This is a genomic window from Pseudomonas sp. RIT-PI-AD, assembly GCF_025642785.1.
Lineage (GTDB): Bacteria > Pseudomonadota > Gammaproteobacteria > Pseudomonadales > Pseudomonadaceae > Pseudomonas_T.
In genome coordinates this window covers 85,808-111,611 of record NZ_JANZKU010000016.1, presented here as the reverse complement: position 1 = coordinate 111,611, position 25,804 = coordinate 85,808, and the positions used below count along the sequence as shown (strand labels likewise).

At 55.1% G+C, this 25,804-nt stretch carries 14 protein-coding genes and 1 other RNA gene; 4 read left to right on the top strand and 11 right to left on the bottom strand.

Translation table 11 applies throughout. From position 1 onward, the window contains the following. The 4 genes from OGL92_RS15015 to OGL92_RS15000 form a co-directional block, all read right to left on the bottom strand. The coding region (locus OGL92_RS15015; protein WP_263144820.1) for a hypothetical protein at window positions 1-255 on the bottom strand (255 nt) is incomplete at its 3' end. Continuing rightward, window positions 239-1,783, bottom strand: coding sequence for a hypothetical protein (locus OGL92_RS15010; RefSeq protein WP_263144817.1), 1,545 nt, complete (start codon window positions 1,781-1,783; stop codon window positions 239-241). The genes OGL92_RS15015 and OGL92_RS15010, both read right to left, overlap by 17 nt. Window positions 1,784-2,563: 780 nt before the next feature. Beyond that, window positions 2,564-4,015 carry a hypothetical protein gene (locus tag OGL92_RS15005; RefSeq protein ID WP_263144815.1) on the bottom strand — a complete coding sequence of 484 codons (1,452 nt, stop codon included), beginning with the start codon at window positions 4,013-4,015 and terminating at the stop codon, window positions 2,564-2,566. Further along, window positions 4,012-8,994, bottom strand: a complete 4,983-nt coding sequence (locus tag OGL92_RS15000; protein ID WP_263144813.1) for an AAA domain-containing protein — start codon at window positions 8,992-8,994, stop codon at window positions 4,012-4,014. The genes OGL92_RS15005 and OGL92_RS15000 overlap by 4 nt, the downstream gene beginning before the upstream one ends. Window positions 8,995-9,565: 571 nt before the next feature. Here OGL92_RS15000 and mobI point away from each other — a divergent pair. Beyond that, window positions 9,566-10,027: a conjugative transfer protein MobI(A/C) gene (gene mobI, locus OGL92_RS14995; protein ID WP_263144811.1), complete on the top strand. Its 462-nt coding sequence runs from the start codon at window positions 9,566-9,568 to the stop codon at window positions 10,025-10,027. Window positions 10,028-10,512: 485 nt separating this feature from the next. On the opposite strand, the gene OGL92_RS14990 is transcribed toward mobI, so the two are convergent. Together OGL92_RS14990 and OGL92_RS14985 are read right to left on the bottom strand one after the other, a co-directional pair. Next, a complete protein-coding gene (locus tag OGL92_RS14990) occupies window positions 10,513-10,773 on the bottom strand; it encodes a hypothetical protein (RefSeq protein ID WP_263144810.1) in 261 nt (86 codons plus the stop codon). Between the two features lie 551 nt (window positions 10,774-11,324). Further along, window positions 11,325-12,284 (bottom strand): integrase, encoded by a 960-nt coding sequence (locus OGL92_RS14985; protein ID WP_263144807.1) that lies wholly within the window; start codon window positions 12,282-12,284, stop codon window positions 11,325-11,327. Window positions 12,285-12,510: 226 nt separating this feature from the next. Here OGL92_RS14985 and OGL92_RS14980 point away from each other — a divergent pair, with 226 nt between their 5' ends. Both OGL92_RS14980 and OGL92_RS14975 read left to right on the top strand, forming a co-directional pair. Next, complete coding sequence (locus OGL92_RS14980; RefSeq protein ID WP_263144804.1) at window positions 12,511-13,086, top strand: recombinase family protein; 576 nt, start codon at window positions 12,511-12,513, stop codon at window positions 13,084-13,086. Window positions 13,087-13,211: 125 nt separating this feature from the next. Next, entirely contained in the window at window positions 13,212-14,045 is an 834-nt protein-coding gene (locus OGL92_RS14975; protein ID WP_263144802.1) for a hypothetical protein, read from the top strand. Between the two features lie 156 nt (window positions 14,046-14,201). Here the strand turns inward: OGL92_RS14975 and OGL92_RS14970 are convergent, their stop codons facing one another. From OGL92_RS14970 to ssrA, 5 genes are all read right to left on the bottom strand, one after another. After that, entirely contained in the window at window positions 14,202-15,254 is a 1,053-nt protein-coding gene (locus OGL92_RS14970) for an AAA family ATPase (RefSeq protein ID WP_263144799.1), read from the bottom strand. Beyond that, window positions 15,254-15,469 carry an AlpA family phage regulatory protein gene (locus tag OGL92_RS14965; RefSeq protein ID WP_263144796.1) on the bottom strand — a complete coding sequence of 72 codons (216 nt, stop codon included), beginning with the start codon at window positions 15,467-15,469 and terminating at the stop codon, window positions 15,254-15,256. The genes OGL92_RS14970 and OGL92_RS14965 overlap by 1 nt, the downstream gene beginning before the upstream one ends. A gap of 482 nt (window positions 15,470-15,951) precedes the next feature. Then, a complete protein-coding gene (locus OGL92_RS14960; RefSeq protein ID WP_263144793.1) occupies window positions 15,952-20,850 on the bottom strand; it encodes a type ISP restriction/modification enzyme in 4,899 nt (1,632 codons plus the stop codon). Between the two features lie 20 nt (window positions 20,851-20,870). Then, on the bottom strand, window positions 20,871-22,193 hold the full coding sequence (locus OGL92_RS14955; RefSeq protein ID WP_263144790.1) for an integrase arm-type DNA-binding domain-containing protein: 1,323 nt from the start codon (window positions 22,191-22,193) through the stop codon (window positions 20,871-20,873). Window positions 22,194-22,366: 173 nt separating this feature from the next. After that, window positions 22,367-22,725: a transfer-messenger RNA gene (gene ssrA / locus OGL92_RS14950) on the bottom strand. 123 nt (window positions 22,726-22,848) lie between these two features. Here ssrA and OGL92_RS14945 point away from each other — a divergent pair. Next, the gene (locus tag OGL92_RS14945) at window positions 22,849-25,764 is read left to right on the top strand and encodes an ATP-binding protein (RefSeq protein WP_263144787.1); all 2,916 of its coding nucleotides are present in this window, start codon (window positions 22,849-22,851) and stop codon (window positions 25,762-25,764) included. Window positions 25,765-25,804: the final 40 nt, after the last annotated feature.

The window sequence follows — 25,804 nt, the reverse complement described above, 5'->3', positions numbered from 1 at the left end:
GTAGCCGATGTTCAGCGTGTTGCCGCGCCGGTTTCTATCTGGCCTCGTGCAATGCTGGAATGCTGGAATGCTGGAATGCTGGAATGCTGGAATGCTGGAATGCTGGAATGCTGGAGAGTGCAGCCTGCAGAAAGCCTTGTCCTGCGAAGGTGTGGCCGGGCTGGAATGCCCAGCTGGCGATACTCGCTGAGTAACTTCTACACCCCCTAGACCAAGCAAGGCTGAGCGCCTCTTCAAATCATAGGTAGTCTTCATAGACGCGCGTTTGATAGGTCAGGCTTTTCAACAACTGAGGATCAAACGACAGTTGAAAAAGGCTGTTTGGCAAGCGCTGCGGTGACTCGATCACGCTTGCCGATATCCGCCCTGTGTTCGCATCGCGCCAGGTCGCGCTAAGCTGATGTCCCCCTGGAACAGTTTCAACCCTCAACCACACCTGGCCACGCACGTCGCTGGCGCCGACGGCACCCTGTTGCGTCAGCAAGCGGTCCTTGTCTCGAAGCGTTAGTTGCAGCGTCGCCAGTTCGTAACCTTGGTCATTGACCTGGAAGAACGAGACCACCCTGGCCAACCAATCAGGTGAAAGTGGCCGATGTCGGATAATCGCACCAATCACGCTTGGCTCATTGAGCCAGCGGCCGGGCTCAACCAGCGCTGCGTAGCCTCCATCCAGCTCAAGCGCCAAGCGTCTGGAACCTAACAGATCAGTCAGGCGAATGCCTGCCCCCAGCAGCACACTATCAGCGATCAGGGCGCTGATATCCTCCAGCGGCAACTCACCATTGCTTGGCAAGATTCCACCCAGGCCTGCCACTAGTCCCAAAAGATCGGACTGCCACAGCTCTGGCTTTGTCTGGCGCAGGAACTGTGCATATTCGTTCACCGCCACGTAAGACCCTGTCTCCTGCGCGATATAGAGCGCCAGTTGGGAACGATAATAACGGTCCACCTTGCCCACATTGGCTCGGGCGAACTCCAAGGCCATAGGATCTTCGAACAGTTTGAGGTTATCGAATGCCAGCATTTTCATAGACCAAACGTTATCTGCATCAGTGACGAGGGTGCGCGAGAACGGTAGGAAAGCACGGTCGAATTTCAGGCGCTCCAGCAGCAACACCCGCTTGTGCTGGCTCAAAGACGACTCGTTCACCAGTTGGGCAAGGGCTTTACCGGTTGGATCCTCCATCCAGGCCGGCGCGAACAGCCCACGACTGCGGGTAATGATGGTCAACGCGTCGGAGAACTGCCCGACATCCGATGAGGGATCTTGAAGGATCGCGAGTAGACGCTGCCGCTCAGCTTCCGTCAGAGACAATGAACCATTGCGCCCATCCACACGCTCACGAGCGAAACGCACCATGTAGGCGTCCAGCAGCGCTTGGGTGCGCATTGCATCAAGCGTCTTGCTTTCATCGCTATCACCGTCCTCGAAGCGCAACCACCGATCAACCTTGTTCGTGAAGGTGTTTGTCAAACTGTCGGCAAGGTTCTTGTAGCCAAAGAATGCTCCCACGGCCAATGCCAGGGTGATGAAGGTTCCGACCGCGAGAATCCACTGCTTGATGTGATGAAGAATCGACAGTGTCTTCTCAATGGCCCGCTCGGAGATCTTAGCCTCGGCATTGCCGATCTGGCTCTGGACTTCGTGGAGCAGAAGAGCGCTGGACGACTTGAGCTCTTGCAATTCCAGGTGGAGGGCCCGGTTTTGCTCAAGCGCCTCGGCACGCAGTTGCGCCGCTGCCTTATCCAAGTGCAGGGAAATGAGATCCTTAGTAGCAGACAACAGCATTCTTCCTTATATATTCGGAGCGGCCAATAATTCCATATCCACCGCGTTATTGACATCCTGTAACCAACAGCAGTTATTGATCCCCCAAAGAGCTTTCCCGGTTTTCGTGGGTCATCGATCAAAAAATCGGGAGATGAAGGTATTCGAGACCCTGTATTTAGCGCTGATGCCTCCATTTGTTCAGGCAAATTTCAAAAGAGAACTCAGAGGCATCCCGATCACTGCAAAGAGTGACTTCAGGTATTTTCTCAAAAACTATGGCGGATCGACGCCATTTGCCCCAATGAGTCAGGAGGAGCTGGCAGAGCGAAAGAAAATCTACGGGATGGACTATTCCGAGATTACAAGCTCCACGATGAGTTTTGACTTCCATAAACTGCTAGATCACGATTCAAATTTCGATGGTTCTAAAACACACTTGGACTCCAGGTAGCTGACTTAATGATCTCTGGCCTTAACCGGTTTCTCAAAGGAAACGTTGATGATCCAGCCAAGGCTGCGAAAGTATTGGGCCCGCTCACTCTGAACGCTCCCAGACTAGGCTTACCATCCACCCCTCAGCTTAACTTCTACGAGGGGACGGTGTTCCGCTCAGAGGTTAACTATGAAAACCTTGAGCTGCTCAACAGAGAAGCAACCCCACTGTACACCGACCAATTCAGATCAGGTTTTACTGATAGCTACAACCAATTCATGAGCCGACAAATGACACCACAACCGACCTAGTATGATAACGCTTGGCGAGCACATGGCCAGCTCTGCCAAGCCCAGCTTTTACTCTTCAGGAAGATCAATGTCCTCTTCCGAAACACGCTCTTTCGGAACTTCTATCTCTCCAAACTGCGAGAGATATTCCTCCGTCCGACTAACCACATGCGGGTCAACACTTATGAAACCCAGTGGAACTGCATGGCCGTAGGTAGCAGTCCCCGGCAAGTGAATCAGGACGCCAGCGGCTACGCCAGGTACAAGGAATATCTCAACCGAATCAGGCGGACCTCCGTTCGAGAAAATTTGCGTCTTGGTAAAAGCCTTGATCGGCCCCTGCGCATGACTCTCAAGCAGCAATACCGTTTCGGGGGGGAGATCTTCGGTACCTAGTTTTTCAACAATCCGCTCTTGAACCTTTTCCAGGATCGAGGGTAGAACCCAAGTAGTCCCCCAATATGGTCTTCTAGGGGCTTTCCAGTAGATTTTACTAGGAAGAAAGCTCGCTGGCGTGTACTTCACTGCCTGGTTCACCGCTAGGTCAAGAACCCCTGAGTTGATTGGCGAAAAGAACGGGCCGATAACTGGTATGGTTTTCCTAAGCTTATGAAACCTGTGCTCTTTCATACCCAAGGCATAACGTTGGTATCGTAAAACTGAAAACTCACTCTTTACCGTGTAGCTGCGAAAGAATTCTGGTGCGAGTTCGATCAGCAACCGGTATTCATTAATCGCTGTATCGGCTACCTGGATCCGCAGATCATCTACAAAGTTCCCGACTGCAGCGGCAACCCCAGACCGGTCATCAAGCTCATCCTCTGGCCGCCACTCAAGGAGATTTGCTGCCCCTTGGGTAAGGGTTGCTCTCGGAGCTTTCACGAACACAGGCACCAATGCCGAGAATTTCTCAGCAGGTGTTACGGCGTCAATCGAATACAACGAACGCTTTAAATACGCTCGTGCCCCTTTCCTTGTATTGAGCTCAGTGAAATGGCGCTTGAATGAGCCAGGTATCTTCCCACTCGCGTTACTGACCATTTCCGTGTCCATTTCGAGAGAGTGTAGGCAATGGTCGAACGCCTCGGTCCTATCCCAGCGTTGTGGGGCAAAAGAAATGAGGTCAAAACCGACTGTCGACGTGCGTTTCTCAACATTAAAAATCTGCGGTTCGTCGCCCCCTGTTAAGAATAGGTCTCGACCAGCACGAGTAATCCTAAGCCGGCCTGAGTCTCGGCTCACATAACCAAGGCTGACTGCATCGTTAAGCAGGAAAGTCATTTCCTGGGGGGAGAAATCGAAAAACTTGGCAACCTCAGCTTCAGGCATCCCGTCAACTGAGTAGATCAGGCGCACAAGAAATTCGGTTGTCAGGGATACTTTGCCAACTTCAGCGACCTTGTGCTCGATCTTGTAGTTCCTACCCGGCAACAGAGCGTCATAAACACCGATGACAACATCTGCTACTTCCTCGTCATCGGGCGTTTCGGCGATCCTATTAAGGGTCAGAGTTCCGATCATGACACCACCCTCTTATCTTTTCTCGCCTTGAACGATTGCGCTGACGCCCCAAGAGCTGCCCGCTGTTGCTCCAGTAGCTGTTCGGCTTCAACAAAAACTGCTCCACCGGTCTCAACTTCTACATTGAATTTTTCAATCAGGTTTGCCATCGGTCCACCTGACGCCCAACGTTGCTTGGCACCAACGATTATCAGCCTGTCCATTGCCCGGCTAACTGCAACGTTGATCCGGTTGGGCCTTCCCATGAAGCCAGGTCTGATGGAAGGCTCCCCCTCCACCAGAGATCCATCCGCATTGTTCCGAACCAGAGATAGAATCACGACAAGGTTCTCTTTTCCCTGATAGCTGTCCACTGTGTCGATTTTGATGGCATGCCGCATAACATTACTCAAGCCTGCAACCCGAAGCTTATTCCTTAGAGCCGACGCCTGAGCTCCATAGGTACAAATGACGCCAATAGCGTGATCGGGGTTTTCTCGACCTTCAAGCCACTGAACAAACCTGATGCATTTGTCCCATTCAAGGATCATCCCCATGATGAGCTCAATCTCTTTGGGGTTCGTAAGCGACTTCCGAGACTTACCTACTTCCGGCTTCTGGTAGGACTCCTTTTTGAGCTCATCCGTGTAAACCCAAGTTAGTGGGTGTTTCAGACTATCAGGGAATACCTCAGGATTGATTTTGGGGGTTTCGCGACCTGGTTCCAAGTCGCCGTCATAAAACGCACTGGAAACCACGCGTCCAATTGGCGGTAGCATGCGGTATTGAGTTGTAATCCTCCTGCCTATCTGCTTACCAAGAGGAGACTCGAATACTCGTTCGAAGTCGCTTTTCACGATCTCGTTGGCAGCAAAGCCGGTGGCATCCACAACCGTAGAGACGACATTTTCCTTGAACCGCGGCTCGAGCTGTTCCTGATCACCGACAAGCACCACCCAACGACCGGCTTGCATTGGTACAGCAAGCTCACTTGCTGTGGATCGGGCAGCTTCATCAATTACAACCAAGTCGAAAACAGTGGACGTTAGCCCAAGTGATGAGCGACCGAGACCGACACAAGTGCCAGCAACGATCTGCCTGGTGCCGGCGAGGAAAGTCTCGAAACTACGCTCGGTAGTGGAGACACTCCCGATAATATCTCGTGTCAATCTGGCCACAGCTCGAAATTTTGCCACGTTGTCCAGTGAACACTTATTCCTGCCCGCTACTGTGTGGAAGAAACGGTCAAGTAGATCCGAATAGGGAAGATCCCTCATTTCTGATATCTCAAGCCCGAGTTCGTAATCAATGTTCAGCGTTTCTAGAGTCCCTAGAAGGCTATGGATTCGATCCACTGCACCGTCAGCTTCTTTATCCTCGGCCAGTCTATTTATCTGTTCAACAACGGGCCGTATGGTGATTTCAAGCAGCGTGAATGTTGATGCCACTTCCAGAGGAATTCCGATCGCCTTCGCTGATGTGAGTAATCGATCTTTTAGTGTCGCTTGGAATTTGTCTTTGTAGAGTTGCTCCACACGCGCGACGTGGAATGGAAGTAGACGCTCCGACACGTTTGGCTCATGGCCTACGCGGATAATGCTCGGAGCTTCCAGTGGCGTCGGATATAGCTTCAAAACGGCTTCAGCTGCGTTATTCACGGCTTCGTGTGACTGACTTGAGAGCAGGACATTTCGCACGTACCCCTTCGTCAAGGCGTAGTGGATCAGCGCACCAATGAACAGAGTTTTGCCTGTCCCAGGCGGACCTTGCAAAAGGCCGAGCGGGCGAACCCTGAAAAGATCCGCGAATGCCTCTGCTTGACTCTGGTTAAAGCCATACAGGGTCCGAATCTCTTCAACATCGACATAAATGGGTTCGTATTTCACCTGAGCATTGCTGTCGGGATTGAAATAATCGATTAGGTTCCTCACCGCCGACCGCCGTTCCAGAATGCGTGAAACTGCAGATACCCGTCGGTCTATATTGGCTTGCTCCATATGACTCTGGAAGCGAAGCCTTTGGTCCGAATCGACAAGATTACCGCTGGCGGACAACCAACCCTCGGCGTCAATGAAGACTGTTGTGTCGTTAGAACTACTGACGTCAAGCAGGCCTATCCTCCTCCACCCCCTCTTGCTCAAACGTTCAACATAGACTCGGTCGCTCCGATCAAAGTCGAAAGTTCCGCACTCAAGGACGATTGGGACGACATGGAGTTTTGTTTCTTTTCGGAAGCTGCTGATTCCCAACGCAACGGCTTCAATGGTTAGGTCTTTCTCGACATCGACAAGCTTGCGCCACAACTCAGGGACACTGGTGAACGCGCGCTCAATTTGGCTGTTTACAAGCTCGGTAATCGCGTCCTCATCAGTCTCTGCCTCAGTTAGCAGCTCCTCTGGCTGCTCCTGATCCTCCTCATCTAATCTCTCGGTAACGGCTGCATCGTCGACCTCTGAACCGGAAAGTAGAGCTGCAAAAGGCTCTTCATGGAACAGCGCCTGGAAGTCGCCAAAGGAGTTAGAGACGCCTCCGACAACCTGAATCTCGAGGGGGAGCGATCCATGCTGGCGTAGTGAAAGAATCTTATTCGTCAGATGAGAGGTCGCAGAAATCCGAGCAAATTTGATCTGGCTTCCCTTCGTTCTGAAGAAAATTGCCTGAGTGGCACCACGAATGAAGAATTGTCCCCGGTCGAATCCGTAGCCAAACACTCCTTCATCAGAGAGCAGTTCGCCGGTCTCAGCGCTTGGCAGGCCAATGGATAAATGCCGGATCACTTTTGGAGGTTCAGGTGCAAGCACCTTTGCCAGAGCATCGGCGAGAGGGTGCAGGGTCGCGTTCTCAGGCGACTTACCCTGACACACCTGAATGGCTGTCACAATGCGCTGCAGGTCCTCTGATGTAATGTCCAAACCATCCAGAATTTCTTCACACATCACCGTTACAGCAAAACGGTCACGCTCAAACCGCCCGCCTTTAACAGGCGAATATGATGACGTCTGAACCTCTCCATCGGCCGCACATGAGAAATCGTGGTAGTCAATGAAATGAGGGGTAAAGGGTTCATCAGTGACAAGGACGTTGCTGGGTTTCAGATCTCCATGAGCAGCACCCGAGTCATGCATTCCCATAATGCTACGTACAAGAGCCAGCAAAAACGAAAGAACAGAGTGAGTGCAAAGTCCTGCTCGATCTCGCATCAACGCATGTTCAGCCAGATTCGGCCCGTCAACATGCACTTGAGTAATGACGATCCCATCGCCAAGCCAAATAGCGCTCTTGATCGGAACGCATGAAGGCGGAGGTGAATAGGAAAGTTCTTGTGCTTTCTCCAGAAAGTCCAGTATCCGAGGGTAGTCTGAATCTCCATCGCTCCATGAGGTTCTTTTCCAGAGCTTCACAACCAGGCGTTCGCCAGCTTTTTCCGACAACCACATGAGCACATAATTGTCTTTCTTCAGCGCCTCCTTGAACGGATACTCCAGAGAAAGCTCCATCTGCCCGTCCACAGTTTTGAAGCGCTCGAGTCGCTTCAAAACGGCAGCTCCGTTCACCTGATTGCTCAAGAGCGAATTGAAGCGATCTAGCATCTGTGAGGCATTCTCAAAACGCTCCGAGGCCTCCCAGGATAGCGAGCGCTCCAAGACCTCGTAAACCAGTTGATACGTGCCATCAGGATCTACATCAGAGTTCCATTCAGGCGGTTCATTTTTGACTGACTGTGGAAGGCGCTCGTAAAGGAAAAGGTGCATCAAACACCCTAGATGGTAAACATCCTTCTGTGGTGCGCTAGATGTCACATCAAGGGCCTCTTCGGGTGTTTGCACACTGGAAAGAAACTGGTACCTGGATTCACGTAGCGAATTGGCTTCCGGATACCGGGCTGACATCAAGTGAGAAAAGCGTACGACGGAAGGTGCGTCTACCCAAACGCTGTGCGGCCCAAGGTCCAGATGCGCAGCGTCATAGGAGTGGAGCGTTTTGGCTTGAGAGAGCATCTGTCGTACTAACTCAAGCCGCTCCTTTGGCCGAAGAAATGGCAGTTCGCTGATTGCGAAGTCCGACAGACGCCTCATATTGCGACGACGCTCGTAGACCTCCCAGTTGTCGACACCTGCCTCTAGGTCGAAGGCTTTAACCTGTAGAACAGTCTGCTCAGTGGCAGTACTACGATCGTTTAGCCACGCAATTACTTTGCGCTCGCGTCCTGCAATTTCCGCGCGTCCCTTTTCTGTCTGAAATCGCGTATCTGCCTTGCTAAAATCCCACCGGCGAAGGAGGCCTACTGCTTGAGCGGCGGAGTCATCTTGAACGTTGAACTCCTTATAAATTCCCTTTTCATGCTCATACACAGACTCGCCAGACCCGATGACGACATAGCCCCCATAGTGGCGCATCCCTTCTTTAAAGAGTCCATCTCTTACATTAAAGAACCTCTCCAGTCGCGGCTTCCATTCGGTCGAATTCACTGGTCGCGAAACGAAGTCAGAGTTGACTGCAGCGAAGCGAGCAAGACGCTTTCGGGTATCAGTGACCGTGTCCACGAAATTTTTTAGCGTAAAAACCTGACAGTTTTCAGTTGGAGCAATGCCGCTGAGGTCAGAGCTTCCGGTCAAAACAACTACGCCTTCGATGCGTGGGGTCGGAAGTTTTGGATGTCCCGTGCGCTTAGCCAATTCAGCCAAATGCTCGCGAAGAAGAATCATCACCTGCCTTGCTGTTTCGAGGATTTTCTTTACTGGGGATCGCCCTTCTTGAGGCTTTCCGTTGAGAAACCAATCGCCATTTTTGCTTTCGTAACGCCCATGACCATCTTTAAGGTCAACAAGGTAAATACGATCATTGGCAAAGAGGATTACGTCGATTTCACGCGGCCCCTGAGGAAGCGACAAGTCCAGATTGGTGTGGCCAACCCAATCTTCGGGGAGATTCTTTTGGAAGTAGTCGATCCCTGGGACTTCACGTTCGTGGATACCCAAGCCATGGTTGACGATTTTCATGAAAGTCCCTTTAGCAGCTCTCGTGCATTTGGCATCGAACTTACACCAGTTTGATATCAAACTGCCAGACCTCGAAAATCTGCCCCATCCTCAGGCGATCCAGACGCTGTATGGGATGCACGCCAAATGAATTGGCTTCAAGCCGGTAGCCAGAATCAAAGACAAGCGAGATGACTGACGAACAACGTATCATTCAATGGCCCTGATGTCCTAGACGGTTTCGACTGGCTGCTTTTGGCCGATTTCTGCCTGTCGCAACTGGCAGAAATCGGCCAGTTGCAGCTCGGCAGGTATACATGCCTGCTCGCTATCATCTGCTTTTAACATGTTGATCTTGCTCCGCTCGGGGTAAAGGCTGCCGTCGTCATCTGTTGTGCATCCTTTGCACGTTATGTTTTTCTGCGACTGACATGTCGTCATCCGTCGATCATCTGACGCTAGGTAGGATGACAGCGTGAGCCAGTCCACCCACTTTCGCTAGATTTCCGACGGTAGAACGGTCTGAAATCGAATTCCGTGGGCTCAGCGATCGGTCACCATTTTGGCTCTTACAGCGAAGAGAGCCTTGGCCATGAGTAAAGAAGCACAGACGATAGTCACCCTGCTGGATCAGCAGTACGAGCAGTTGCTTGCGGGCGCGAGATGCCTGGCCGCAAGCTATATGGATGCGTCCATGAAGATATACAAAAAGACTGGGGTTAAATCTGTCGTGGCTGCCGTTTCAATCAAGCAAACCAGCCCGAATGCCTACTCTATCTATTGGTGCAAACTGGTGCCACTGCAAGGGCAAAAAAACAAGTTTGCGCCCCTGACTATTCCCAAAGGCAACGGTAAACACAAATACCCTGCTTCCTCATTTGAGTTTGTTAAATCCCCTTACCGTGTCCTCGTTTTACAGGTTGAGGAGCGTCTGGCTGAGATTCGCAGCATCGCCAGTGAGAATCGTCAGCTGCGTCGGACGTTGGTCGCCTATGAGAAAAAGCTGTCTAGATATCAAGCGCTTGATCATGGCGACCTCTGCTCGGAGGAGTAGAGGCTGAGCACACTATAAGCAGTGCAAAACGGATCTGAACCGACTTCAATACCCGAAAGCCCCGTGCAGCTTAGTCTGACGGGGCTTTCTCGTATCAGCAGTGAACTCCTGCGAGACATGTTGCTGCGCTTGGTCAGGACAGACGTCGGGTGCGGGCTATAAGCAGTGTAATACGCTAAATCTACTCGCTGTCAGCCAGCACGCCCGTGCACGCGGGGCGCGCAGGCCGTATTTGCTATTAGCAATGACGCTTACGACCAAGTCAGTCGGCTAACTGTGATCGGTATTAGTAGTGAAAGGCTTCACTTTCATAAAATAATCTTTGGTAGGTGCCGGCCTAGCTGGTACCCGTGTCGCGTAGCGGGTTGTGACGGTAACGCTCTATCCCTCAATGCCTCGCTGCTGTTCGAATGAAATGCGGTTCATTACGCACATGGGGATGGGGTAGCCCTGGATGTGTGTCGTGAAGGTCTCGTTGCCTGCGATCACCATGATGCAGGATAGGCCTCTGCGGAAGCGCATTCCTCGTCCCGAGTAATGCGCGGGATGATTTCCCATGATTCGTCGTCGTAGTAACAACCAACGATTTCTGACCAGTGCGATTGGATGCCCGTGCCCATGATGCCTACTGGGGTCAGGCAGAAAATTTCTACCTGGGTTTCCTGCCCAAGAGGTACAGCATAAATCCGACCGTTTGGTGCAATAGGTGGGAAGTATTGCCCGTTACGGAGGTGACGAAATTCCATGCTTGTGCTCCGGATAGATGAGGTCGCTAGACTCTCCGGTAGCTTCACGAAAACCCAAGATCAGATGTTGCCATCGATTCGGCGCACGAGGCGCACGAGTTTTAGCGTGCTGGGCAAGCTAGCTCGCCAAATGGCGGGTGTGCATGTCGCTGAACTAAACGCTTCGGCGCTCCGGTCGCTTTCGCTATGGCGCGGAAATTGACAGCCCTTCCGAAGTCATCCCATGACCTCATAGGCTTGGGGAAATACTGCGTATCGCAGCGGTAGGGTGCCTTGCCAATGGATTTGGTTAAGTGCCCGCTGCCAAGGGGGCAGCGGGCAGTTTTTTGCAGGTAGCTGGCCGCACCGCTGAAGACTCAGTCGTCGCCACGCTTTTTGTCCAGACGCGCTGCGACCATGTAGCCAATAGCGCCTGCGATGGTCAGCGCACTGACGACGGCAAGCACGGCATATACAAGCAGCTCAAAACGATCCATAGCCTGACTCCTTTGATTCGAGGTCTGCCAAACTTAAGGGCGTCTGATCTAATCCCAAACCTGCTGTGTGATGGTTTAGCAACCGGTACTGGCGACTTCCTTCCTCAGGTTGGCTCGGGCACCGACGTACGCATCAGTTTCCCAGATACGCAAACTCCCGAGCTCGTAGGCGACGTGATCCCGCGCCTCTAGATCCTCGATATTAGGAGCGCTCCCTCCAATAATCGGGGCTTCATGACCGGACCATTGCTTGTAAAGCTCACATGCAAACGCTGCTCGGCAATCACAGAAGCTAAGCCCATGAAAAAGTAAAATCTCTTTGGCAGCAGGTAAGCTGTTCTGCTTCCAGAGCCGCCATGTCTGCTCTGATTGTGGATAGCGATGAACATCTTGGACGGCGGATACCGTCTCCAGAACGGCGATCTGCTTTGGCATCGAGATGTTAATTATCCTCTGTGTATACGGCCCTTCTTTGCCGCTTTCCAGGGAAATACATCCATCCCTCTTGGCTGCTTCTAGGGCCGCTTGGGCGTCGAAGAAAACTGTTTCACGTAGTGAGATGCCGAGGTACCGCACTAACATCAACGCCACCGCCAGATGCTCTGATAGGCGAGCCTGAACGTCTTCCACTGCGGCTTCGAACTTCGCTTGATCAAGGCTGTGTGGGGCCGTAATCCGTGCATGGCCAGGAAAGCCAATATCAGGCATCACGACTTTCCAGTCACCCCTGGTCGCGAGGTCCATAACTGAACTCACGGTCTCAAGAAGACTCACCGCGCCTTGCTCCGAGAGATTCCCTTGGTACACCTGCGTACAAAGTGCTTCGCCGTATTGCCGCACCAGTTTTTTATTGACGAGTTCTAAGATATCCACCTCATGAGACTCCTTGGCGTAAATACTAAACTGTGCCCATTGCTGGTCGTGGATCATGGCCTCGTGCTGACTGAGAAGCCCGCGCCGGACTGCCTCCCTGAGAATTGCCGAACCTGCCTTGGTCAAGTCCCGATCAAAATGTGCGTGGAAACTCTTCTTCATGGTCATTCCTCCATTCAGCTCAGGTGCTGAGCTGCTGAAGGAAATGTTGAGCGAGGAAAAATATTCTGGGGCTCGTTTTCGGTCGCTTTCAGCGCCTGAAATTGACGAGCGCATCCGTCCCGTAAACGGTCGTTTATGGCACACCTATTCCAGATGATCCTTTGGACTTGGGATTTACCGCTTTCCTGTCACTTTTCTCGTACCGAAATCAGTGTGAGAAAAACGTATGGGAAAGCGGATTGGGTACGCCCGAGTTTCGACTGATGATCAGAATCTCGACCTGCAGCGAGATGCACTTGCCCTGGCTGGGTGCTCCGTAGTTTACGAAGAGACAATGAGCGGCAAGTCAGCGGACAGGCCGGAGCTGGGGCATTGCATCAAAGCTCTGCGTAACGGTGACACTCTGGTTGTCTGGCGACTGGACCGTCTCGGTCGATCTTTGCCTGACTTGGTTGGGATTGTCAGTAGCTTGGAGCGGGAAGGGGTGGCCTTCGAATCCATAACCGAACGAATCGAAACCAGCAGTGCTGCCGGCAAGCTGATCTTTCACGTGTTTGCAGCCTTGGCAGAGTTCGAGCGCAACCTTATTCGAGAGCGTACCCGCGCAGGGCTGGCTGCGGCTCGAGCTCGTGGGCGGAAGGGGGGGCGCAAGCCTGCGCTGGATGATCGTCAGGTACGTGAGATACGGGCCCTTCTCAGAGATCCTGAGATACAGGTAACCGATGTTGCACGACGGTATGGTGTTTCTCGAACAACGCTTTATCGCTACGTCGGTTCGCCGAAATCATCTGCAGTCGTTTAAGTGGTGGTGGTATTTTCCGCTGAGTTGCCCAGATAACTTTGGGCACTACGACCTGGCAGGCAAGTGAAGGATGTCCCCGGCGTACTACGTGTGCCGGACTACCACTGAATAAATAGGGAGTTTTCATGTCGGTGCTTTTTTCTGTGAAGGGATGCGTTGGTACCTTGCTGTTGGTTGCGCTGGTTGGTTGTTCCAGTACCCCGAAGGTCACGTTGCCAGAACCTAAAGATGTTCCTCGCGAGAAATGGTCCGATGCCATGCTGGTTCTGGAAGCCATGCGCATCTATGGTCAGCGCGATATTCCAAGGGAAATGGTTGGGAATGAAGTAGATAACCTGAGCGCGCCGCGGTCTTCAGGAGGCTCTGGAGGTCTAGCGACGGCAGGTTTGGGATACGTGTCACCTCCAACTGGTTTTAGCAGCGCAGGAGCAGCCTCTCTTGGAGTCGGGTTGTTCTTGTTGGGTGGTGGTAGTGCTGGCCCTGTCTATCACTACCAGGTTGCTGCGTGGGTGCCTGAGGAGCTGGCGTCTAACCCAAAGGAGGCATCTGCGTTGGTCAGGTCGGCTTGGCTTGAGGCGAGAGAGAAATACTTCGGTGGAACAATCTCAACGTTGCGCCATGAGCCTGCTAAGTACGCTGACGGCTCAGGTAAGAAATACGACAGGCTTGCAGATTTGGCTGCTGGGAACCCCGCGCCGTTCGACGCTCCGGCGAGCGCTGCGCCGGCATTCATTTCGGCCGAGAAAGCCTACGGCCCGATTTTCCTGACCGATCCTTCAGGCGAACTATTTGCTGACGCTAGCAGAGCTGATAAGGACGGCATGGATGCGCTGGCGGGTATTGCTCGTCACCTACCCGAATGGATGTATGCATACTATCCTGGCCGGAATTGGCCAAAGGACTTCCGACCTGCCGCGATTTACAACAAGAACGGCAATCTTTATTTCATTGGGAAGTAGTCGTGGTCGACCTGTGCGACTGGCGATCAGCCAATCATTTCGGAATTTTATCTGCGTGATCAGTCATGCAGATTCTCTCGCGAGGCGAAGGCGTTCAATAAAAAACGAAGGTGCTCAACACAAACATTGAGCACCTTCGGCGTGCGTTGAGCGCCTTCAGGGAGCGGTGGGAAGCTCCCATGCCCATCCGCCCTGCATTCCTGTTTTGTGTGAACGTATACCTAGCTGTTTCTGGGCCCTGCGAAGTGACGCCGAAGAAATGCAACGCTCTTCAGCTAGAGCTATCAAATCATTGCTTGCAACAGGCCCAGCTTGCAACGTCTCTTTAAGAAAGCTGCAGGCCTCTTGAGTAGCTGACGCTGGTCGTTCGTCCGCTCGCTCGATATCCGTCAAAATAGTTTCAGCACTACCTTCGACGGCCTCTCCCCACCGGATGCAGGTTGTTTCCAACTGCTCGTTTATCACTACAGGCTCAACGAAGTACTCTATCCCCCCACTATCAATCGAGACGTTGGATTTCGGTCGAACAAGCACTCGCGCTTCGGAGTTATGAGCTTTCCCAGCCACCAGTACCGTGCGAGCAAGTGCTGAGAATGCCTGACTGCCAATTACGCGATCAGCTACGGAGGACTGGGATGTACCTTTGCTCAGGTGCGATATGCCGAGGACAGCGCAACAATGCTGCTCTGCGAAATCCACTACCATTTGTAGCCCCTGTCGAACTTCGTTTGCCCGGTGCATGTCCCCACGAATGAGATTGATCAGTGGGTCGAAAATCAGTAATGAAACGCCGTCAATTTTTGCGGCTGCTTCATCCAAAAGGGAGAAGTTGGCTGCAGGATCAAACTGTCGTCTGTTCCCACGTTGATCTCTGAGCCCCTCGATAATGTGCACGCGGGTTAGGTCTGCATCTGCAGCCGTAAGGCGGGGAATGATCGTGTCAGCGATACCATCCTCGCCACTCCAGATTACGATGTTGCCTGCTGCCTCACATTTGCTGCCATCTGGCCAGTCACCACCCTTGCTGAGCGTGGCGGCCAGCGAGATTGCCAGCGTGGTTTTGCCGCATCCACCTGCGCCTGCAAGGATGGATAGCTTTGCCTTTGGCAGCCAGCCTGGCCAAACCCATTGGATTTTTTCCGCTGGAATATCGACCGCTGCTGTGAGTTCCACCATCCAGCCCGGTTGTTGAGGTGTTTGGCGCTGCATTACAGCGCCTCCCTTTGACGAATCCAAGCTTGGACTTCGCTGTTTTTCCAGCCGACGCTGGAGCCGCACAAAAGGCGCTGTCGCGGGAAAAGGCCCTCGGATATTTTGCGATAGATCGTCGAGCGTTTCAGGCCGACGATTGCCTCAACATCGCGCAAACGAAGAATTTTGTCATCGTCGCCGATGTCGTCGGAGTTGCTAACGTGCATTGCCATAGGTTTTGAGTCCTAGGTCCTGAGGCGTGGGGCAGTGTCCTCCGGCACTACTGCTAAAAAGGGTAAAAGACGGATATCGGCTGGCTATATAGCGAGCACGGGCATTTGCCACACGCATAGGTATATGCGCGTTTCCGAGATTTATGGTCGGTAGCGTCGGAGGTCGTTGTGGGCTACAGAAGTTCTAGGGCACTAAGGCTTCTAGGGGCAGAACGGACTGCGAATGTTCTGACCAGATACGCAAATCAGCCAAGGGCAGCTGATGCGGCCCGTTCAGCGGATGCAAACGAGTCGAAAGTTTTTAACGTCGTTACCAGAGCGACGTGGCGGACCGTTGCGGATCGATAGGGATCGCTTGGGACGGACAATTTTTAACATGAGAATGCAGGGCTGGCAATCAGCAGAAGCTCTGCCTTGGTTGGGAAAGGGTGGCCCAACCAAGGCAGTAGTTGACTGAATGCTTAGCGTTCTACCGGACTCAACTAGTCATCTGTGCCGATATCGAGTTTTGGCAGCGCCTTGACGATTTTCTGGGTTTCCAAGCTGACGGTGACCACGCGCTGGAACAGCTCGAGTGGGTACTTGGGGTTACCCATGGTTTCGTTGGCCCAGTCGTTGGCGTCGTTGACGATGCCGCTGGCTTTGTCTGTGCGCACTGCCTGGCGCTCCATGACCCAATCGAGTGCGGCTTTGCCGTTGATCACGTAATCCCAGGCCGCTTCAGGAATGCCCTTGAGGGTGATGCGGTGGTTGTAGATGACCGTGGTCTTGTCGCCCTTCTTGGCGAACTTCATCTTCTCTACGAGGTAATCGGCATTCGTGAGTGCGCCCTTGGCCTCAATGGTCAGTGGGTATGGCTCGACGGTTTCGTAGTTCAGATGAAGCTCAGCAAGGGCGCGGCCCGCCTTGCTGAAAGCCCAGAAGTCGGCGGCTTTCTTCACTGCCGGAATGCGCGGCAGTTCCTTGCTCAGATTATCTGCGTAGCGCTCGCGGTAATCAGGCGAATGGAGGATGCCGTAGACGTAGTAGAAAAGGTCTTCTTTGCTGATCTGCTCGCCGGAATAGGCCGCTTGGAAGTGAGCCAAGCCTATGTCAGTAATGGCCTCGCGGCGGCGCATACCGCATTCAGTAAGTTCGGCAAAAAGGTCATCTTTTGAGGCTTGTGCAGCTTCATCGTAAAGGTAAAGTGGAAAGCATTGGGTAACCCCAATATCTACCATTCCTAAGTTTGGAAGCGCGTCGGCCATCAAGCAGCAGAAGCTGTGCTTTGCGCCTGCTCCCGCCAAGCAGATCACCAAATTCCTAGAACCCGCATTGGGAAAAATGCGTGGCATCTGGAGCACCATCTCATTGAAAGTACGGTTGAAATATAGCCATTGCTTGGTAAATGGACGGTAGAGCGATGGTGTCAGTGAGGTAGCTTCATATTCAAACGTGCGGTTTTTTGCCAGCTCTTGTTTCAGACCGCGCGTCCAACTGATACGGGATGGATCGGTATCAATAAAGCCATCTACGCTTGCTTGCCGCTTCTTGCTATCCAGCGCAAGGTGCGCCGCGTTGAAACGCGCCACCTCGGAGTTATAAAAGCCGATCATGCTACTCATATTCGCTTTCAGCTTGTCCTGACTGGCGTTGTAGGCCCAAGCATCGCGGTTGGTCACTACGCCCAGCGAGAAATTATCAAAAAGCTTTGGCGAGTCGCTCTTTTTGTCACCTATGACGATGAACTGGCTAAAGCTACTGTCGCGCTGCTTGAGCCAGTCACCGTGCTCATCCGGGAGGATTTGTTGCCACTGCTCAATACCGCCAACGCTGCTGAAACCTGCAATTTTCTCCAGTTTTTCCTCACGACTGAGATAGTCACCAATGTCGTGGAAATAAATCTGACCGTGAGCCTTTGCGTCGGGATTCTTGACCAGCAGGGAGATGGCGATAGGGGCGCGGCTGCCGCTGCCGAAAATCTTGCCACCTTCCTTACGTGAGGTCTCGCCACTGGTGAGCTGGTTACCACGCAGATGAAACACATAAAGGCTGGAAAACTCATCGGCCAGGCATTTACGCAGGCCATCAAAAGTATTTGTAGAGATCCAACCCGCACCAGTAACAAAGCCAATCACACCTGCATTTCCAATACGGTCACTGGCCCAGCGAATGGCGCGTATGTAACTGTCGTACAACCCTTTAGAGAGCGTTGCATTTGAGCGGGCGGCGTAGGTCTCCTCAATGCGGCTATCTAGGCTCGGATAGCTGACGTTCTGGTTATTGTCGTTCTGGCTACCCTGCCCAATGGAATACGGCGGATTGCCCACAATCACTCGTATATCCAAATCCTTCTGCCGCTTACGTCTCGCGCTGTTGTCCTCCAACAGCGCGTCTACCAAATCGTCCTTCTCATACATCTGGAAGGTATCGGTCAGGCAGATGCCCTCAAACGGGGCGTACTCGTCGATTACTTCGCCATGGTAGGCCGCTTCGATATTGATGGCGGCAATGTAGTAGGCCAGTAGTACCAGCTCGTTAGCGTGGATCTCGTGCCGGTATTTGTGCGGCAACTCTTCCGGCTTGATCAGGCCAGACTGGATCAGGCGGGTGATGAAGGTACCGGTGCCAGTGAACGGGTCGATGATGTGGACGCCCTTACTGCCCAGGGTTTGGCCGAACTCCTGTTGCAGCAGGTGGTTGACGCTGTGGAGGATAAAGTCCACCACCTCGACTGGGGTGTAAACGATGCCCAAGCGCTCGGTCATCTTGGGGAAGGCGTTGCGGAAGAACTTGTCGTACAGCTCGACGATGATCTTCTGCTTACCCTGGGCGTTGTCGATGCCGGCAGCACGCTGACGCACACTAGCGTAGAACTTCTCGAGGGTATCGGCTTCCTTGGCCAGGTGATGTTCGTGAAGCGCGTCCAGTACGCCTTGCATGGCCTTGGACATGGGGTTGTGACTAGCAAAGCTGTATTCATCGAACAACGCATCGAACACTGGCTTTGTTACCAGATGCTGGGCAAGCATTTCGACGATCTCGCCATCGCTGATGCTGTCGTTGAGATCATCGCGCAGCTCTGCGGCGAAGGCATCGAAAGTCGTTCTCTCCTGGGTATATTCAGGGTTCTCCAAAATGCCCTGGATACGGTCGATATGGGTGCGGGCGATCTTGGCGATGTCGTTGGCCCAGTCTTCCCAGTGGTGGCGGTTGCCGCACTTGTCGACGATTTTGGCGTAGATGGCCTTCTCGATTTCCCCGACCTCGTAGGTCAGCTCGGCCTGCTGGGTCATCTGGCCTTCAACATCGTACTTAGCGTGTTTCTCACCAATGCCGTACTGGCCTTTGCCTGCCTGGCCGTTGCTCGTGCCGCTAGCTTTCCTGGCCTTTTTCTCGGCCTTGTCGGTGATGGCGATGACTTCCATCTTGCGCGGGTCAGAGCCGATCAGGTCGAGCTTGTTGACCATGGCGTCGAAGCTGTCGTCGTGCGAGCGCAGTGCCTGAAGCACCTGCCAGACTACTTTGTAGGTCTGGTTATCATTGAGCGCTTCGTGGGGCTCCATGCCGGCCGGAATGACCACTGGCAGCACCACATAGCCACGCTTCTTACCCGGTGCGTTGCGCATTACCCGGCCAACGGACTGCACCACGTCCACCTGGGAATTACGCGGGGTGAGGAAGAGCACGGCGTCCAGCGCTGGCACGTCCACACCTTCAGACAGGCAGCGCACATTGCTGAGGATGCGGCAGGTATTCGCTGGCGGCTCTTCCTTGAGCCAGTTGAGCTTTGCTTCCTTGGCGCTGGCGTTCATGCCGCCATCGACGTGTGCTGCTTCGCAGATGATGCGTGAGGCCTCATCGATGTTTTCTGACTCCTGATAAGCCTCTACCACCGACTGGAACATGCTGGCGATGTTGATCGAGCTGACCTTGTGCTTGGTGCCCTTGTAGCTGGGCGAGATGACCTGGCAAAAAGCTACAGCGCGTCTCATGGGCTGATCATCACCCACCAAGTTTTCGGCCAATCCCTGCTTGGCCAGCGCCTTCCAGCAACCGACTATTTTGGCGGCGTCGTCTACCTTGAGTTGGTTGTTCTCGTCCTTCAGCATCTCCTGAAGGCGGCGGCTGATGGTGCTCTCCTCGACGGTGAGTACCAGCACCTTGTAATCGGTGAGCAGGCCGCGCTGAACGGCCTCGGAGAAGTTGATGACGAACAGCTCTTTGCCGTAGAGCGCTTCGTCATCCATCGAGCACAGGGTAACTTCGCCGGACTCAGCCTTGAGCTTGGCGTTGTCACCGTAGATGCGCGGCGTAGCAGTCATGTACAGACGTTTGGTGGCGCGGATGTAGTCGGCATCATGAACGCGCACAAAGTTGCTTTCGTCATCGTCGCCAAAGGTGGCACCCGTGGTGCGGTGTGCTTCGTCGCAGATCACCAGATCGAAAGCGGCCAGGCCATGATCAGCCTGGGCGCGGCTGATCACATCGATGGAGTGATAGGTGGAGAACACCACGCTCATGTGTTCGGCATCGTGACGCTTGAGCATTTCTGCCGCGAGGCGATCTGCCTTGGTAGTGGCCGGATATCGCAGTTCATGGGTGAACACCTGAACCGCGTCATCCTCTGTTTTTCGCTTCTTGCCTACGTCATTGTCGGAGCAGACGGCAAAGCTGTGGAGCGGGGTGGCGCTTTCCTGCGTCCATTCGGTAAGGGTTTGCGATAGCAGTGACAGGCTGGGCACCAGGAACAGTACACGCTTGCCCTTGCCGGCCTGCTGCTCGGCAATCTTCAGGCTGGTGAAGGTCTTGCCGGTGCCGCAAGCCATGATCAGCTTGCCACGCTCGGCCTCCTTGAGGCCTGCGGCAACGGCGTTAAGGGCGGTCTGTTGGTGATCGCGTAGCTGCTTCTTGGCCTTGAGGGCGACTGCCTGATTGGGTTGATACTTGGCCCAGTCAATTTGGCTGTCTTCTAAGGCTTGTAGGTCGATCTTACTGACTGGGGGCTGCTGGCCTTGCAGTGCATCCTCGGCGTGCTCGCTCCAGTTGTTGGTGGTGGTAACGATGACGCGGTGCGAGAACGGCGTTTTGCCCGAGGCGGTGAAGAAGCTGTCGATGTCCTTCTTCTGGACTTTGTAGTCCTCGGCATACAGCTTGCACTGGATAGCGTGGTATTGGCCGGTGCCCTGGGCGCGAGCCACTAAATCAATGCCCGCATCTTTGCCGCTGAGGCTTTGCTCCTTCGCCCATTCCGCATATGTCCATACCTTGTCGTACAGGTCGCGGTAGGTGGCTTCGTTGCGCAGGTAAGTGCAAACCAGCTCTTCAAAGTAAGTACCTTTTTCGCGTTCGGTGACAGAAGCGCTACGGTAGGTATTGAGCAAGGCTGATAAGGCTGACATCGGCAGGAATTCCTTTTGAACTACGCGTGGCGCATTGCAGACGCCAAATTCGCGCAGTTTAGCAATTCAGCCCGTACTGATGCGAAGCGATGCTGCTTGTACTGGCTTGAAGGGGCCGGCTGATGGCATGAGCGCGCATTCAGTTTTATCGAGTCCAAATAGTCGGCCCATGTCTGCATCATGTCGCGTCGCTCTGGCAGAAATGAGGTTCGGTCGTACGCACGTCCCAGCGGATTTTTTACCGTGTGAGCAAGCTGATGCTCGAGGAGGTCTGGGCGGAACCCCAACACCTCAGCACCTATGGTTCTCGCTGTTGCACGAAAGCCGTGCCCTGTCATTTCGTCGCCGCTAATGTCCATGCGGCGTAGTGCGCTGAGGACGGCGTTGTTGGACATCGGTCGGTCGCCTCCTCGTGCCGAGGGGAAGGCGTACCGATGTCTGCCGGTGAGTGGTTTCAGCTCGCGCAGAACAGCGATTGCTTGCTGGCTTAGGGGAACCAAATGATCCGGGCGATCCTGTTTGGTGACAGTGAGCCCTTTCATCTTGTGGCCGGGAATCAGCCATTCGCCAGCATCCAGATTGACCTCCGACCATTCCATGTGTCGAAGGTCTCCGGGTCGGCAGAACAGCAACGGAGCCAGTTTTAACGCACAACAAACAGGCATCGTTCCGCTGTAGCTATCCAGTGCTTTAAGCAGAGCGCCGAGCTTTTCAGGGTCGGTCACGGCAGCAAAGTGTTTCACCCGCTTGGCTGGGAGAGTACGCGAGAGATTCCCGATCTGGTGGGGTGGGGTGATGCCGGCAGCTTCGGCGAACTCGAAAATCTGTTTGTAGATCTGGGCAACACGACGCGCCGTCTCGCGAGCACCGCGTTTGATGATGCGCTGCAGATTTTCTACCAGCATGGGCGTGCTGATGCTGCTGATCGGGAGTTTTCCCAGCCAGGGGTAGGCATTGAGCTCAAGGCGCTGCCGCACCGTGCGGGTGTACTCCGGGTCCCAGGAGGACTCGCGAATACTCAGCCACTGCGTGGCAACCGACTCAAAGGTGTGCTGGTGATCGAGCTGACTGACCACCTTGGCCATGCGTCTTTGCAATGAAGGGTCTTGGCCGCTGGCGAGCTGGACACGGGCATCATCACGTTTTCGCCGCGCCTCCTGCAGGCCGACCTCAGGATAAACACCAAGCGCCAGGCGCTTTTCCTTTCCCAGAAAGCGGTACTTCAAGCGCCAGTAACGGCCTCCATTGGGCTGTACTTCTAGGTACAAGCCCTGTTCGTCATACAAGCGGTACGGCTTGTCCTGGGGCTTGGCGTTGCGGCAGTTGGTGTCTTTCAGGGGCATTGGGGGCACATCCTCTCCGAGCGAGCTGATGAGCGTTTTATGCCCCCATATATGCCCCCGTCAACCGTGGGATGCACTGGGATTAGGTGGGAAAACGCGGGCAAGAAAAAAGCCGTAAAGCTTTGATTTCTCTAGGCTTTACGGCTTTTATGGGTCTTCCTGGGAAGACTAAATGGTGGAGCCGGGGGGATTTGAACCCCCGTCCGCCAGCTCTCCGCTATTGGTTCTACATGCGTAGCCATCTCTACTGAGTTAACTCCTCACGGCCCGAGTGGCAGGGCGTTCGGAGCGAGCTGTATGAGTTTTAGCCGTTACGTCTACAGCGAACTTGGCGGCGATCCTGTTCTATCTGACTGTCCAGAATCTTCGGGTTTACAGGCATCCCCTATGGACAGCTAGCGGCACTTAGGCTGCTAGAGCGTAGTTGTCGTCGTTGGCAACTATAAGTTTGCAGCAGCGAATTTACGAGTTCTGCTACCAGCTCGGCATGCCCCTCAAGTTTTGTTACCGGCGTCGAATCCTAATCGGCCCCAAAACGGTGCTCGAAGCACCGTGGGCTAGTGTACGGCAAAGGTTCTGCAACGTCGACTCTGCCTTTCGCCGCAATGGTCTATATGATTGCTGTTTGATTCCGCGAGTCCTGGAGAGCGTTTCGATGTCGCGCAAGTCGGGTAAAGCTTTGCGCCAGTGGATCTGGCGTGCCTTCGTGCAGAGCGCGTTGATTCCTCTGGTGCTGGTGGAGTCGGTGCTGATCGGCGTTTACCTGTTCAGCAATGGGGCGATTCGCGACGCCCAACTGGACTACCTGCAGCGCAACGCCGTGCAGGACCTCGCCAGCGCCGCGCAACGGGAAGGCCAGGTGATCGCCGGGCGCCTGGAAAGCATCGAAGCGCAGGTGAGCATCTACCGCGACTCCACCGCCAATGCCCTGCAGGACACCCGCTTCCAGCCGGATGCCATCGAACGCGCGCGCCATACCCTCAGCCCGGACGGAGTGTTCTACAGCCACAGCGACGACGGTCGCGCCGCCTCCTTCTACGCCAACAGCACGCCCCTGGAGAAACAGGATCGTGACAAGGCGCTGCGGTTGTCCCAGGTCGATCCGCTGATGCGTTCGATCCGTTCGGCGAACCCGCTGGTGGCGGCGGTGTATTACAACAGTTGGGACAGCTACAACCGCATCTACCCATTCTTCGCGCCCCTCGAGCAGTATCCCCACGACATGGTGATACCGAACTACAACTTCTATTACCTCGCCGATGCCCGCCACAACCCGCAGCGCCGGTTGGTCTGGACCGATGTCTATCTCGATCCTGCCGGGCAGGGCTGGATGATGTCGGCCATCGCGCCGATCTACCGCGGCGATTTTCTCGAAGGCGTGGTCGGCCTCGACATCACCGTCGGGCAGATGCTCAGCGAGATCAGCCACTTGGCGGTGCCCTGGCAGGGCTACGCGATGCTGGTCAGCCGCGACAACAACATCATGGCCTTGCCGGAGGCCGGCGAGCAGGACTTCGCCCTGCGCGAGCTGACCAGCTACTCCTACGCCGAGGCCGTGCGCCGCGAAGTGCTCAAGCCGGAGGATTTCAACCTGGCGCGGCGCAACGGCATGCAGCCGCTGTTGCAGGCGATGGCGACCAAGCGCGGCAGCAACGTGCAGGAGGTGCTGCTCGGTGGCCGCAAGCAACTGGTGGCCTGGAGCGAGATCCCCCAGACCGGCTGGCACCTGCTGATGGTGGTGGACGAGGCCGACATCTTCCACGAGACCAATACCCTGGCGCAGCGCTACCAGCAGATCGGCTACGTATTGATCGCCGGTCTGGTGCTGTTCTACGCGTTGTTCTTCGCCTGGATGTGGGCGCGCTCGCGACGCCTCAGCGATGCCCTGGCCCAGCCGATTTCCGGCATCGGGGCGATGATGCGGGCGATCGGCGAGGGCCACTATCGGCCGGCGGTGCCGGAAACGCCGATCACCGAGCTGAGCGCCATGGCCGAGGCGGTACGTCAGGCCGGCAAGCAATTGGAGGCGAGCGAGCTCGAGCGGCGCGAGGCGCAACGCAACCTGGAGTTGGTGCTGGAAAGCACCACCGAGAGCATCTGGGAAATCGACGCGCGCTCCCTGCGCTTCAAGATCAGCGGCCGTTTCGTCAAGCGCTTCGGCCTGCAGAGCGACACCCTGACCTTCACCGAATTCAACCAGCGCGTGCATCCCGACGACCTCGACCGCGTCCGGCGCATGCGGCATGCGTTCATGGAAGGCGACGAGGGCGAGTTCGATGCGGAGTACCGTTTCGCCGACGCCGAAGGCGTTTATGCCTGGTTGCTCAGCCGCGGCAAGGTGATGGACCGCGATCCCTATGGCAAGGCGCTGCGCATGGCGGGCACGCACGTGGACATCACCCGCCTGAAGCAGGTCGAGGAGGAACTGCGCCAGGCCAGCCAGGAGGCCCAGGCCGCCAGCCAGGCGAAAAGCCGCTTCCTCTCCAGCATGAGCCACGAGTTGCGCACGCCATTGAACGCGATCCACGGGTTCGCCCAGTTGATCGCCATGGAGGCCGAGGAGCGCGACCCGCTGTCGGGGTGCGTGGAGTCGGAGTACGCGCGGGAAATCGTCAACGCCAGCCGCCACCTGACTTCCCTGGTCGACGACATCCTCGACCTGTCCAGCATCGAGAACCGCCGGCAGAAACTTCGCCTGGAGGCGGTGGACATCGGCCCGATCCTCACCGGTTGCGCCGAGTTGATCCAGCCGGAGTTGCAGGCGCGTCAGTTGCAATTGCAGGCCATGGAACTGCCGCATCCGCCGCTCTACGTAATGGCCGATGCGCGCCGCCTGCGTCAGGTCCTGCTCAACCTGCTCTCCAACGCGGTCAAGTACAACAGCGCGCGCGGGCTGGTGCGCCTGGGTTACGAACTGCGTCCGGGCGGAGTGCGGCTGTGGGTGGAGGACACCGGTAACGGCCTGAGCGCCGAGCAGCAGGCGCAGTTGTTCCAGCCCTTCCAGCGCCTCGGGCGGGAGAATTCGATCATTCCGGGGACCGGCATCGGCCTGGTGCTGTCGCGGGAACTGGCCGAACTGATGGGCGGCGAGGTGGGCTACAGCAGCGCGGAAAACGTCGGCAGCCGTTTCTGGATCGAATTGCCGAGCGCCGCGATACCGGCTGGAACGATCGCTCCGCCCGACGCCGCTCGGTTGAACCGGCCCTTGGCGGAAGTGCTCTGCGTCGAGGAGCAGCCGGTGTGCATGAGGGTCTTGCAGGAGGGCCTGAAGGACTATGCCGAGGTCAGCGACGCCGTCTCGGTCGCCCAGGCCCTGGAGGCGTTGCAGCGGAGCGTGCCGGGATTGCTGGTGCTGGACCTGGATCTGCCCGGCGACAGCGCCTTCGAATTGCTCGACGCGCTGCGCCGCGATCCGCGCCTGCACGGTGTGCCGGTGATCGTGGTGAGCGAAGCCGCCGACCCCACCGATCTGGAGGAGGCGCAGCGGCGCGGCGCGTCGGCTTGCCTGATCAAACCGGTCGAGTTGCATCACATCCGGCGCATGGCGCTGTCGCTGCTGGGCAGTGGCTGAACCCTTCCTCGGGCTGTACACCCATTGCCTGGTGTTTTCG